At 46.0% G+C, this 13,142-nt stretch carries 11 protein-coding genes, 1 pseudogene and 1 riboswitch; of the genes and pseudogenes, 5 read left to right on the top strand and 7 right to left on the bottom strand.

Annotated elements, in window-relative coordinates:
• Nucleotides 1-34: 34 nt before the first annotated feature.
• Nucleotides 35-122, bottom strand: a riboswitch (TPP riboswitch).
• Nucleotides 123-221: 99 nt separating this feature from the next.
• Nucleotides 222-1,106, bottom strand: a complete 885-nt coding sequence (locus tag FFM73_RS07315) for an alpha/beta hydrolase (RefSeq protein ID WP_137631121.1) — start codon at nucleotides 1,104-1,106, stop codon at nucleotides 222-224.
• Nucleotides 1,107-1,763, bottom strand: a complete 657-nt coding sequence (locus tag FFM73_RS07310; RefSeq protein WP_137631120.1) for an NAD(P)H-binding protein — start codon at nucleotides 1,761-1,763, stop codon at nucleotides 1,107-1,109.
• A 195-nt stretch (nucleotides 1,764-1,958) separates the two neighbouring features.
• On the opposite strand from FFM73_RS07310, the gene FFM73_RS07305 reads away from it, so the two are divergent.
• On the top strand, nucleotides 1,959-2,759 hold the full coding sequence (locus tag FFM73_RS07305) for a tyrosine-protein phosphatase (protein WP_171001238.1): 801 nt from the start codon (nucleotides 1,959-1,961) through the stop codon (nucleotides 2,757-2,759).
• Between the two features lie 17 nt (nucleotides 2,760-2,776).
• Nucleotides 2,777-3,703, top strand: a pseudogene (locus tag FFM73_RS07300) (alpha/beta hydrolase).
• A 277-nt stretch (nucleotides 3,704-3,980) separates the two neighbouring features.
• Here FFM73_RS07300 and FFM73_RS07295 read toward each other — a convergent pair.
• The 3 genes from FFM73_RS07295 to purB form a co-directional block, all read right to left on the bottom strand.
• Entirely contained in the window at nucleotides 3,981-5,069 is a 1,089-nt protein-coding gene (locus FFM73_RS07295) for a DUF4097 family beta strand repeat-containing protein (protein WP_137631118.1), read from the bottom strand.
• Nucleotides 5,062-5,415, bottom strand: a complete 354-nt coding sequence (locus tag FFM73_RS07290; protein ID WP_137631117.1) for a PadR family transcriptional regulator — start codon at nucleotides 5,413-5,415, stop codon at nucleotides 5,062-5,064. The genes FFM73_RS07295 and FFM73_RS07290 overlap by 8 nt, the downstream gene beginning before the upstream one ends.
• Nucleotides 5,416-5,773: 358 nt before the next feature.
• Nucleotides 5,774-7,069: an adenylosuccinate lyase gene (gene purB, locus FFM73_RS07285; RefSeq protein WP_137631116.1), complete on the bottom strand. Its 1,296-nt coding sequence runs from the start codon at nucleotides 7,067-7,069 to the stop codon at nucleotides 5,774-5,776.
• A gap of 307 nt (nucleotides 7,070-7,376) precedes the next feature.
• Between purB and FFM73_RS07280 the strand changes: the two genes are divergently transcribed.
• Together FFM73_RS07280 and FFM73_RS07275 are read left to right on the top strand one after the other, a co-directional pair.
• On the top strand, nucleotides 7,377-8,684 hold the full coding sequence (locus FFM73_RS07280; protein ID WP_137631115.1) for an adenylosuccinate synthase: 1,308 nt from the start codon (nucleotides 7,377-7,379) through the stop codon (nucleotides 8,682-8,684).
• 15 nt (nucleotides 8,685-8,699) lie between these two features.
• Nucleotides 8,700-9,686, top strand: coding sequence for a GMP reductase (locus FFM73_RS07275; RefSeq protein WP_137631145.1), 987 nt, complete (start codon nucleotides 8,700-8,702; stop codon nucleotides 9,684-9,686).
• A gap of 56 nt (nucleotides 9,687-9,742) precedes the next feature.
• Here FFM73_RS07275 and nhaC read toward each other — a convergent pair whose 3' ends face one another.
• Nucleotides 9,743-11,134 carry a Na+/H+ antiporter NhaC gene (nhaC, locus tag FFM73_RS07270; RefSeq protein ID WP_373278644.1) on the bottom strand — a complete coding sequence of 464 codons (1,392 nt, stop codon included), beginning with the start codon at nucleotides 11,132-11,134 and terminating at the stop codon, nucleotides 9,743-9,745.
• A 468-nt stretch (nucleotides 11,135-11,602) separates the two neighbouring features.
• Between nhaC and FFM73_RS07265 the strand changes: the two genes are divergently transcribed.
• Nucleotides 11,603-12,451: a zinc ribbon domain-containing protein gene (locus tag FFM73_RS07265; RefSeq protein ID WP_137631114.1), complete on the top strand. Its 849-nt coding sequence runs from the start codon at nucleotides 11,603-11,605 to the stop codon at nucleotides 12,449-12,451.
• Between the two features lie 68 nt (nucleotides 12,452-12,519).
• Here the strand turns inward: FFM73_RS07265 and FFM73_RS07260 are convergent, their stop codons facing one another.
• On the bottom strand, nucleotides 12,520-12,909 hold the full coding sequence (locus FFM73_RS07260) for a hypothetical protein (protein WP_137631113.1): 390 nt from the start codon (nucleotides 12,907-12,909) through the stop codon (nucleotides 12,520-12,522).
• Nucleotides 12,910-13,142: the final 233 nt, after the last annotated feature.

Below are 13,142 nucleotides of genomic sequence, written 5' to 3'. Positions count from 1 at the left end.
CTAGGAACCCCCTTATTCTAAGCGTTCATCATCATATTCATTGCATTGGCTTCCCTTCGCTAGTACTAACTAGATCAGGTTTAAAGGGTATTTCTCAGCTCAAGGCACCCCTAGCGTTATGTCACGGCGAGTATAGCATGTCGCCCAGAATTGTCAATCAACTAACTGGTTTCGCAGGTTCTAAAATGAATGCCAAAAATTACAAATAAAAACGGCCAGTCTTACTGGTCGTCTTTTTGCATCAATTGATTTAATGTCTCAAACACCTGCCGACTTTCCGGCAGATTGGGCCACATGAGAAAATCATGCAGCATATTTTTCATTTCATGTACGTCAACTTGAGTACCATCAGCCTGTTTGAGCTTAGTAGCCAACTTGCGGTGCTCAGGTAACAATAATTCCGTCGTCCCATACCAGAGGCTGATGTGGCCCAGATGCGCCATCGACCCATTTAACGGACTGACTAACGGGTCATCTAGAACCAGCGTCCCCGCGTAATTGGCTGCTACTTGGCGCATGGCCTGCAAGGGCAGTTCTGGGTCCGACTGCTGGCGCTGCTGAATCTCGGGATCGCGCATCGCTAGATCAGACCAGGGTGACACCAATACGCTAGCTGTCGGCATGGGCTGCTGCTGAGCGCGTAGTTGCTGTAACAGCACCAGCGCCAGGCCAGCACCAGAAGAATCCCCTAACCAGTAAAACTGATCATCGGGATATTGCAGCCGCAGTTCCGCGTAGGCGTCCAGCGAGGCTGGTACCGTTACTGACGCGGTATTTTCCGGTGCGAGTGGAAAGTCCAGCATGGTCGCCTTAGCTCCCATCTGAGACACGATGCGTTCCATCCACTGCCGGTGGCCTTCCGTTGTGGGAACCGTGTACGCACCGCCATGAAAAATCACCACGTGCTTATTAGTCGCCGTCTTAGGTAACAGTGTGACTAGGCGGCTCTGGTCTAAGGGGACAACTTTCACTTGATCCGGCTGCCGAAATTGACTGGGGTCCAGATGATCCGTACGCCGGCCGGGATGCAGGAAACTAGTGGCCACCTGTTGTTTCAACCGACTGCGTTTTATCTTAAATAAGAGCCAATCACCGCGCATACTCATCTATTGATCAGCCTCCTGATTACGAACTGTGAAGCGCTGCTGCTTATGGGCTGGTGAGTCAATTTCATCCAGAATTGCCAGCGCCATATTGCCGTTAGACAGTTCTGATTTACCATTGGCATCCTTCATAAGCTCATCTTTACCCATGACGTAGCCATTAGTAGGCCCTGGTCCAAAATTACTTTGTGGCGAAATGGCCACCCAGTCGACATTATCAATCATTTGTAAGAATTCATATTCATAGGTTTGATTAAGCGGTACGCCGATCCACTGCTCATTATTTGGCGTGGCCTGAAGCTGGTCCAATAAACGGTGGCCATCAGGCAACTTAAGACTGGCTGCCCCAATGATCACGAACAATCGTGTCTTGGTTTCCCGCAGCTCGCGGACTAATTTGGTCAGCAGGTCCAAATGCAGATAGGACTGTGCTGACCCCATCGGAACAGCAAACGCATCCACGACAACATCAAAGGCGGTCAAGTCAGCCTTGGTTAAGTCAAGGGCGTCCTTCACTAGCAAATTAGCGTCATCGCCCAGTACCGCGCGGGCGCGTTCTTCATTACGGACAATAGCAGTTGGTTCGTGATCCCTTTTCTTGGCCTCAGCATAGATGGCTGAGCCGGTTTTACCGTTGCCGCCAATAATTCCAATTTTCATCACGATCATCCTTTCCTATTCAAAATCGGTTACGATTATTATAGCGCTTTCAATTGCTTTTCAACAGTCATTTGCAGTCCTGTCATTTTGCTGCTATCCCGTCTATTGACCATTGTAGCAATATCGTTACCCATGAAATGCCCTGTCATTTGCGTTACAATAACCGTGTATTTACAAAATGAGGGGGGACTTTTCATGCAGCAAACTAATCAACGCATCCTGACAATGGACCACGGCTACAACTTCCGCGACTTGGGTGGCTACCAAACTCATGACGGTAAGGCCGTGCAGTGGCAACGGGTAATTCGAACAGGTACCTTAGCCCACTTATCCAAACACGACCAGCAATCACTAGTAGATTATGGTATCAAGTTCGATGTAGATTTCCGTTCTGATGGTGAAGTTGCGAAGGCCCCAGACCAGATTCCTAATCAGATTCTTTATCGCCACCTGCCCGTTTTTCCGGACGATAAAACCGATGCTTCTAAAACCCGGGAAGAACTTAATGCTGAGCTGAAAGCGCGCAAAAAGAACGGCTTTGACCATATGGTGGAAGTCTACCAAGAAATGGTGACTGAACCGCAAGCACAATCTGCTTACCGGCATTTTTTTGCCATGCTACTCAGCAATACGGACGAAAAAGATGGTTTGCTGTTTCATTGTACTGCCGGTAAAGATCGCACTGGCATGGGCGCAACGTTCTTCCTTTCCGCATTGGGCGTACCGCAAAAAATCGTCAAGCAAGATTATTTACTCACTAACGATATTTTGTCCCCATTCATTCAGGATCGCCTGACTAAAGCTAAAAATGAAGGTATCACCGGCACCACGCTAGATACGATCAAAGCACAGATGACCGTTTCAAGCGGTTATTTTGATGCTGCCATGGCAGCTATCAACAAGCATTACGGTGCTATGCCGCAATTTTTAAATCAAGCCCTGCAACTATCTAATGAAGATATTAACGATTTGAAGAAACTCTACTTAACGCACTAATTAACGGAGGTTAGCTATTGAAAAAATCAGTTACACTTGGACTCTCGCTAGCAGCAGTTGCCACTGGCGCGCTTTACGTTAGTCATCGACTGTTTAACGTGGCCTTTAAACGGGTCAATTACGTGCCCGAAACTTCTGCTGAAAAGCAAAAGTACGCGCAGCAATATTACAACTATGTCGACTGGTTTCGGCAAATTCCCCATGAAACTTGGTACTTACATCAAAACGATCCGGCTAAACGGCTGGTCGCGACCTTTATTCAACATCCCGATCACCTGAAAAAAACGGTGATCATTTCTCACGGTTATAAGGGTAACCGCGAAACCATGGCAAACTATGCCCAGATGTTTTACAACCTAGGCTTCAACGTGTTACTGCCAGACGACCGGGCGCACGGGGACAGTGCCGGACAATACATCAATTTTGGCTGGCTAGACTGACTGGATTACATGGCCTGGATCAACAAATTGATCGACATTAAGGGCGAGGACGAAAAGATCTTGCTCTTCGGTGTCAGCATGGGCGGTGCCACGATGGAAATGCTGTCGGGCGAAAACTTACCCACTCAGGTAAAAGCCATCATTGCTGACTGCGGCTATTCCAGCATTAAAGAAGAAATGACTTATCTGCTGAAGGAACAGTATCACTTACCTGAATATCCGTTTGAACCAATGGTCAGCACCATCAACCGGCGCCGGTTAGGTTATTATCTCGGTGACGTCTCTTCTAAAGAACAGCTCAAAAAGAACCGCCGGCCGATTCTCTTCATTCACGGCGGTAAGGATACCTACGTGCCAGTAAGAATGGCTTACGAAAACTACCATGCCACTAAGGCCCCGAAACAGCTGTGGATCGTTAAAAACGCGACTCACGCCGAAAGTTTCTGGTATAATCCTGCAGCCTATCAGGCACGAGTAGCCGCTTTCTTGAAGACTTACTTCTAACATTAGAAAATCTTCAAAAATCTGCCCCGTCCTGTTCACACTTTTATCACATTTTGTTGGTATATTTAATTCATAGCAAAGGTAACAAGCTATATACACTTCCTTGATTCATCGGTTTCTTCCCCCTAAAGAGACTGATATGCATGTGAGATCTATCCTCCTCCCCTAGAAAACAGATCTCACTACCCACTTGTATTTTCCAATTCCCCCTATGATTGGAAAATATCCCCTTGAAAAAAACCAAACTCAATCGAGTTTGGTTTTTTTGTACATTGCTTTAATTAAGTCGAATCGTCCCAGAATGGTTTTTAACTGTAACGCTGTATTGCGGCGCTTCACCAACTTGACCCAGCGCCGCGCCTTGAACCTGAAGACTATAAGTCGCGTTGCGTGTCACTTTAACAGTCCCCGATTGTGCCTGCAGGTCGAATTTGAATGAATCAGCCGTGGGAGCCTGCAGCTTGACCGTCCCAGATTGGTTAACCACCGCAATATCGCCGTCAATTCGCTGCCAGTTCAAGGTTAAACTGCCGGAATGCACATCAAATTGGCCGGCACCTGCCAGCATGCTGCCTTTAACCAGACCGGAATGGGCACTGATATCAAATACCGTTTCAACGTTCGCCAGATGAACCGCACCAGAATGGGCATTCAGTGATAGCGTCTCACACACGAGGTGATTAACTTTAAATGATCCTGAAGTCAGCTGCGCACTAAGCGTCTTGAACTGAACGTGCTGCATAGTAATACCGCCAGACCGTAACGTTAAAGTTGCTCGTAATTGATTGGTAAGGTCAGTTGCTGAAAGCGACCCTGACTTTAGGTCAACGTCCAGGGTCCCGTCAAACTGCGCTGGCAAAGCAATCTCAACCACCGACTTAGGATGCCGAAACGGGATCAGATACTGAAACCAGCGTGGCGATGGTGCTGCCAGATAGAGCGTGTCCTCACTTTGTTTAAGCTGCAGTTTGCTGGCGGCTAACTTAGACTGCTGGAACTGGTGGACGTGAATCTGAGCATCAGCGCTGGCCACTAACCGGACTTGGGTCTCATCCGCCCGCAAAACGATGTGGCCAACCTCGGTATCAGGCCAGCTTTGAGCAACGGTCGCAGAGGCAGTCGCTGTTGATGCAGATGCTACGGGACTGCTGATTAGCAGCAGCGGTTCGGTTAGATCACCTAACGATTTAACCGCCCTATCAACGGCCTGTTTTGGTCTCATAACCTGCTTAGTGTCCAACAAAAATTGCGCACTTTCCTTAACATCAGCCGTAACTTCATTATAAAAGTCCTGCACATCGTCATTTTGCACGTAGCCTTTAAAAATCGGGTCTAAGGCAGCAGCTATTAATTCATCATTAATCATGTTTTAGCACTCCAGTCGTTAATTGCGTAATGGTTTCTTTGGCAAATTGCCAGTCTTTGTGAAACTGGGTCAGTTCCGCGCTGCCAGCTTGGGTGATGTGATAGTATTTGCGGCGGCCACCCTGGGTCTCGTTTCCGTAGTAGCTGTCGATCAACCCGTTTTTGCTTAAGCGTCGGAAAACTGTATATAGCGTGGCTTCGTTGATTTCATAATGCCCATCAGACAGTTCAGTCACCTGCTGCACCATCTGATAGCCATACGAATCGCCCTGTGACAGGATGTTTAAGATGATCCCGTCCGTGACGCCACGGATCAGGTCTTTGGAGATATCGTGCCGACTGGTCATATTTGGAAGCCTCCTCGATTACTATTTGTCACATAATAATCTACGCTGGATTACTGTGTGTGTCAAGGTAATCTGAAAAATATGCATTAAAAAACCAAACCCAATTTGAGTTTGGTTTTTGTTTGGTTGTTTTATTTTATCTAGCCGAATCGGGCTACACCAGGCAGAGACTTGCACCTAAGGGACTCTCTACCAAAATCCAAGCCCAGGATTTTTGTGTGCTCTTTTCGCTTATCTAGCCGAATCGGGCTACAGAAAGCAGAGAGCTGCATGTAAGTTAACTATGACATAAATCCAAGCCCAGGATTTTTGTCATAGTTAACTTACACTACGCTCTCTAACCGCTTTCTTCCGCACCTTATTTTAATCCAATCCTCTCAAAGATCTCTCCCACTCTGCGGATATGATAATGATAATCAAACGCGTCGTCGATATCCTTTTCTGACAGGTGCGACATGATAGTTTTGTTGCCTTCCACCAATGGCCGGAACTGGAGATGTTCGTCCCAGGCCTTCGCCGTTAACGGCTGGACAAGGTCATAAGCCGTTTCCCTAGTTAACCCCGCATCGATCAGCTTCAACATGACCCGTTGCGAATAGATCAAGCCATACGTCAAGGTCATATTGTGCTTCATCCGGTCTGGGAAGACCGTCAGATTCTCCACGATGTTCGCAAACCGGTGCAGCATATAATCTAACAGCGTTGTGGTATCTGGCAAAATGATCCGTTCCGCTGATGAATGAGAAATATCACGTTCATGCCATAATGCCACGTCTTCATAAGCGGTTTGAACGTGGCCTCTGAGTACCCGTGCTAAGCCGGTAATGTTTTCTGAACCAATTGGGTTGCGTTTATGCGGCATTGCTGAAGAACCCTTTTGTCCCTTATTGAAATGTTCTTCAACTTCATGGATTTCAGATCGCTGCAGTGACCGGATCTCAGTCGCAAATTCTTCCAAACTCGTCCCGATCAGCGCCAAGGTGGCAATGTAATGGGCGTGCAGATCACGTGGCAGCACTTGGCTGGTAATTTCCTGTGCCCGGATGCCTAATTTGTCACAGACGTACTTTTCAACCTCTGGCGGTACGTTAGCAAACGTTCCCACCGCACCGCTGATCTTGCCAGCTTCAACTTCATCGGCGGCTTCATTAAAGCGGTCAATATCACGGTTGATTTCAGAATACCACCGCGCTAATTTCAGACCAAAAGTGGTTGGCTCAGCTTGTACCCCGTGGGTCCGGCCGATCATCACCGTATCCTTATATTTCAGTGCCTGCTTACGCACAACTTCTTTTAAGTGCAATAAATCCTGTCGTAAAAGTTCGTTGGCTTGTTTTAACCGGTAACCCTGTGCTGTATCCACAACGTCGGTACTGGTCATGCCATAATGGATCCACTTGCGTTCTTCACCCAATGATTCAGACACATCGCGGGTAAACGCCACAACATCATGATGAGTAACTGCTTCGATTTCAGCAATTCGATCCTCATTAAAAGTAGCCTTCGCGTTGATCTTATCAACGTCTGCTTGAGGAACGACTCCTAATTGAGCCCACGCTTCATCCACCGCAATTTCGACTTCCAGCCAAGATTGATACTGGTTATGAAGCGACCAAATTTTCGCCATTTCTGGGCGTGTATATCTTTCGAGCATTATGATCCTCATTTCTGATTGATTTTCATTAAAAGACGAACATTAATTGAAATCCACAGCTGAATTTCCATCAAAATCATAACATAATATGCTCCATTTTGCATGATTAAATTGATAATTATCAAAAAGTTCCTATATATAACTTGTTTGCTTTAATTTGTTCAGCTAAAATATGAACATTAATCACCATATTTTAAAATATTATTCGTGTTTTTACTTGCTTTCCAATTTTTAAACTGGTAATATATAAATTGCTGGGTTGTTCGTATTTGCATCAGCTTAGCAATCTTAGATATGGGGTGTTTAAATGTCATCTATAGTAGTAGTAGGGAGTCAATGGGGCGACGAAGGTAAGGGTAAGATTACCGACTTTCTGAGCAAACAGGCCGATGTTGTCTCACGTTATTCAGGCGGCGACAACGCTGGTCATACCATTGTCTTCAAAGGTGAAACTTACAAGTTACACTTAATTCCATCTGGGATCTTCTACTCAGACAAGTTAAGTGTGATCGGTAACGGCGTTGTGCTCAACCCCAAGTCACTGGTTGAAGAACTCCATTACCTGCACGATCGCAATGTTTCTACGGATAATCTGCGAATTTCTAACCGGGCACACGTGATTTTGCCATACCACATCCTCATTGATCAATTACAAGAAGAAGCTAAAGCAGATAAAATTGGAACCACTAATAAAGGTATCGGTCCGGCTTACATGGATAAAGCTGAACGGATCGGTATTCGGGTTGCTGATTTATTAGAGAAAGATACGTTTGAAGAAAAACTGCGTCAAAACCTTACAGAAAAGAACGAAATGATCACCAAACTATATGGTCATGAACCATTAAAGTTTGAAGATATTTTCGAACCCTTCTATGAGTATGGGCAAGAAATCAAACAGTACGTTACCGATACATCCGTGGTGATCAACGATGCCATCGATGCTGGTAAGCACGTGCTGTTCGAAGGTGCTCAAGGGGTCATGCTGGACATTGATCACGGGACTTACCCATTTGTGACAAGTTCCAGTCCCGTTGCCGGCGGAGTCACCATTGGTAGCGGCGTTGGTCCTTCTAAGATCGACGAAGTGATCGGTGTCTGCAAAGCTTACACCTCACGTGTCGGTGATGGTCCATTCCCAACTGAATTAAATAACGCAACTGGTGACTTCATCCGTGAAGCCGGCCATGAATACGGTACCGTTACGAAGCGTCCTCGTCGAATCGGCTGGTTTGACTCAGTGGTACTGCGTCATGCTAAGCGGGTTTCTGGTTTAACTCACCTGTCATTGAACTGTTTGGATATCCTGACTGGTCTGAAGACTTTAAAAATTGCAACAGCCTACGAACTTGATGGCGAAACGATCTACCACTATCCAGCTAGTTTGAAAGAACTGAAAAAGTGCAAACCGATCTACGAAGAATTTCCTGGTTGGAACGACGATATTACCGGCGTTAAAAAGTTTGAAGACCTGCCAGTTAACGCTCAAAATTACCTTAACCGGCTTGCTGAATTGGTCGGCGTAGATATCGCCACCTTTTCAGTTGGCCCTGACCGGACGCAAACCAACGTTTTGATCGACGCTTGGCAAGATACTGACGCTACCGTCCACGAATAAGGAGCAGGATAAATGATGAACAACCCAGAAGTATTTGACTACGAAGACATTCAACTGATCCCGAATAAATGTATTATTGAGAGCCGGTCCGAAGCCGATACTTCAGTCAAATTTGGTCCTCGAACATTTAAAATTCCCGTCGTTCCCGCCAACATGGAAACCGTAATCAACGATGATCTCGCCGTTTGGCTGGCTCAAAACGATTATTTCTACATCATGCACCGGTTTCAACCAGAAAAACGACACGCCTTCGTTAAAATGATGCACAGCAAAGATTTATTTGCTTCCATCAGCGTGGGCGTGAAGCAGGAAGAACTTGATTTCATTCAAGAGTTAGCAGATGCCGACGATGTCCCAGAGTACATCACTATCGATATCGCACACGGGCATTCCAACTCCGTCATTCGAATGATTCAGCACATCAAGCAATACCTGCCCGCTAGCTTCGTGATTGCCGGTAACGTCGGCACACCAGAAGCTGTCCGTGAACTGGAAAACGCCGGCGCCGATGCCACTAAAGTTGGTATTGGACCAGGTAAAGCCTGCATCACCAAGCTGAAGACTGGTTTTGGCACCGGTGGCTGGCAGTTAGCCGCTTTACGGCTCTGTTCCAAGGCTGCCAGCAAGCCCCTGATTGCCGATGGCGGTATTCGCTATAACGGCGACATCGCCAAATCGATTCGCTTCGGTGCTACCATGGTCATGATTGGCTCACTATTAGCCGGTCATCAGCAGTCCCCTGGCACCATGATCAAAATCGATGGCAAGAACTACAAACAATACTGGGGTTCCGCTTCAGAAACTCAAAAAGGCGCCTACCGTAACGTGGAAGGTAAGCAAATGTTAGTCCCTTACCGCGGTGACATTGCCGATACCTTATCAGAAATGCAACAGGATCTGCAAAGTTCGATCTCTTACGCCGGTGGCAACAAGCTGATGGATATCCGCTTAGTTGACTACGTAGTGGTTAAGAATTCTGTTTTGAATGGTGATTCTTACTAATTTAAGTATCAAAAAGCGTTCGGCGAAATAAAATCGCCGAACGCTTTTTTACGTGATTATTCAGTTTCAGTCTGTGGTAACTTCTTCAACCCGATTCCCGTGTAACCACTCAAAATTGAGAAGACTGGTGACAGGAGACTGAAGAAACAAAATGGCAGAAACGCCATCGTGCTAACGCCTAAAGTATTCGCCGCAAACACACTAGCAACGCCCCAAGGGACCAAGTAATTAATAACCGTCCCGCCATCTTCAAGGACTCGACTCAATGCTAGATTATCTAGACCGTGATCGTTAAACGGTTTTTTGAAGGCTTTACCAGGTAAGATCGTCGACAGATACTGTTCCCCGACAAAGAGATTAACGCCAATCCCAGCAAGAATACCCGCTGTGACCAGATCACCGTCACGATGCAGTCTAGAAATTAATGGCTTCATGGCAATTTGAATCAAATTAAATTTCATCAGTAAGCCACCTAATGAAAGTGTCATAAAGATCAGTGACACCGTGCCCATCATCGACGAAATACCGCCTCGGCTCAGTAAAGCATCTACCGCTTGATTGCCGGTATGTGAAACAAAACCAGTCTCCATCATTTTGACCAGTGGCTGAACTTTAGTGGTCGGATCCTCAATAAAGATCATGGCGACAGCCACCGCGATGTTGATAAGCAACGTCCCAATCGCTGGAATCTTCATAAAGGCACAAACGAACATTAGTAGAATCGGTAAGGCCGCCCACCAGGTAATATCGAAGTGACCGTTGAGGACGTTGACCGTTGTGGAGACCTTCGTCAGCGCATCACTGCTGGCAGCGCCATGCCCGAGAATGGCGTATAAAATCAATGATATCAAAAAAGATGGAATGGTCGACCACATCAGGTTTTTAATGTGCTTGAACAGATCAGCATCCGCAATTGCGGCGGCCAGGTTAGTTGAATCCGATAATGGCGAAGTCTTGTCACCAAAAATAGCGCCGGAAATAATGGCACCGGCAACTAACGCCGGGTTAAGGTTCATGGTTGTTCCCATACCGAACAGCGCAATCCCCACGGTTGAAATCGTGGTGAACGCACTCCCAATTGAAGTCCCAATCAGCGCACAAACTAAAAATACTGACGGTACGAACCATTGGACACTCAGCATATGAAAACCAGCCACCATTAAGGACGGAATAATTCCGGCTGCAATCCAGACACTGATCAAAACCCCAATCAAAATAAAGATAAAGATCGGCACGATCCCTGTAGTGACCCCTTCAGTAATCCCTTTATGAATCTCATCCCAGCTAAAATGCCGGAACCGCGCCCAGAGAATGACCAAACCGATCACAATTAGCACCGGAATTTGGGGACTAATTCCAAACCCAATCACTCCGACTCCCATGACTACTAACATCATTAATAAAACTGCAATTGCTTCGCCAAATTTGACGTTTGACTGCTCTTTCATCGTTAACATCCCTTCTAGATAAAAAATCGTCCCTGCTACGTCAAAAGACGCAACAGGGACGATTGGACTAACCGTGGTACCACCCAGCTTAAGAGTACGCAAATACTCCTCACTCACTAGATGATAACGGCTCTAGATTTTTCCGTACGATGCCCCTCAGTATTTGGTTACACAGCCCTGATCGGTTCGCAGCAACCACCGACTTCCTGACACCCAGACTGAGCACTACTTGATTTGAGAAGTAATTAGGTAGTTTCATACTAGCATGCAGTGAGCGGAAACGTCAAGGAAAACACGGGTGTAAGAAGCTCGTTAGGGAAACCACGTCTAGAAAATTAACATACATTACTTTACTTTTTGACACTCAATAAGACAATATCGCCCTAAAATATCGAAAAAGTCTACCTCATCATTAATTATTTGTGATACTTTTATAGTGTACGTATCTTTTATTAGGGGGGAATTATCATGAGTGAAACAGCAGGTCCTAGTTTTTGCCCCAATTGTGGCGCCAAGCTAAAACCAAACGCGAAGTTTTGCACCAATTGCGGCTATGATTTAACACATTTTAACGCCCGTTCGCAACAGCAAGCCGCTCAACAGCAGTCGACTCAGCAACGGGTATCCCAGCCTAATCCCAACGTGGAAGCAGCCAAGAAGTATTCCACTAACTATTTCAGCTGGCTCTGGGAATCCATTAAACATCCCAGTAAGGTTGACTTAAAGGGCAATAAGTTTTTCGGCATCACCTCATTTATCATCGCGGCCTTACTAATTGGGATTACTGGTATGGTTGCACTTTACCGGATCATCAAAGAGTTGACCCTCCTTATCAATGACCTCAGTTCAGCGATAAATGACATCAATGGTCAAACGGATGGCAACGGTTCGAGCTTTCCCAATTATCCAACCGGCAGCGGCTTCACCATCTTTCTCAAGATTTTCTTAATTGCACTTATTTTTATGGCCCTATTTGTTTTGGTTGGCTGGTTAACACGGCGTTATCTGATTGGTGATGAACACGAGACCTACCTCGGATTTGCGACTCGCTTAGCAGGTTACACCAATCTCAGCCTCATTTTTCTACTGCTGGGCATGGTGTTCATCGCACTGTTGAATACCTTAGCCGGTGCCTTTCTACTATTTCTTTTCGTCCTACTAACCACTACCGTCTACTCAATTGGTTATTCATATACCATTCTTGAGTTCAAACAAGCTCGCGGTTTGGATAAAGTTCACGCGCTATTGATTGCGTTAATTGCGGACGGCATTTTGACCATGATCCTATCAAGTATCGTTGGTGCTTCAGTAATTTAGTTGAGTTGATGTCATGATTAAAAATCCTCATCACATTTCAAGTGTGGTGAGGATTTTACTGTCTAAATTTATTTAAACGGCGCCACGTATTCATCCTTGGCCCGTTTCTCCAATATATCCGTCAAGCGGTTCGTCACACTCAGTGGTACCGAAATCAGTGGTGTAAAAATACTGGGATGGTCTGGATCCGGTACCTCAGCCGTCTTTTTACGGTTCGGCACCATGGCCTCCAGATCTAGTCTGGTTAAATGAAACTGCCGCGCGTAATAGATCACTTCTCGGTAAGCCATGTTTTTAAAGTAAAAGTAGTACATCAGGCCGGCAGCGGCAATGTACCAGAAAACGGTCCATGACAGACCGATCTTAGCTGGGTCAAGCAGCTTAAACGCTATTGCACAGACCACAAAAATCACGTAAATCACAACCGATAACGTTGCCCACTTTATTCGATGTGTCAAGAAATCCCTCCTTCACTTAACTGTTTTAATCGATAAAAGCCATATCATCATTTTAACCAAGGTACTGATGGTAAGCAACAGCGTTAACGCAAATAGCCTGAATACCAGTCAAACGATTGGCATTCAGGCTACTAACGTGTAGTGCTAGTTTTGTAACATTTGTCGAGTAGCCCATTGATTAAAGCAAATTATATGCAAAAACCCCGCATTTGCGGTAGCTTCTAAGGTGACTA

It is taken from the genome of Secundilactobacillus hailunensis, from assembly GCF_005405185.1.
Lineage (GTDB): Bacteria > Bacillota > Bacilli > Lactobacillales > Lactobacillaceae > Secundilactobacillus > Secundilactobacillus hailunensis.
This window is presented reverse-complemented; position numbering and strand designations above follow the sequence as displayed.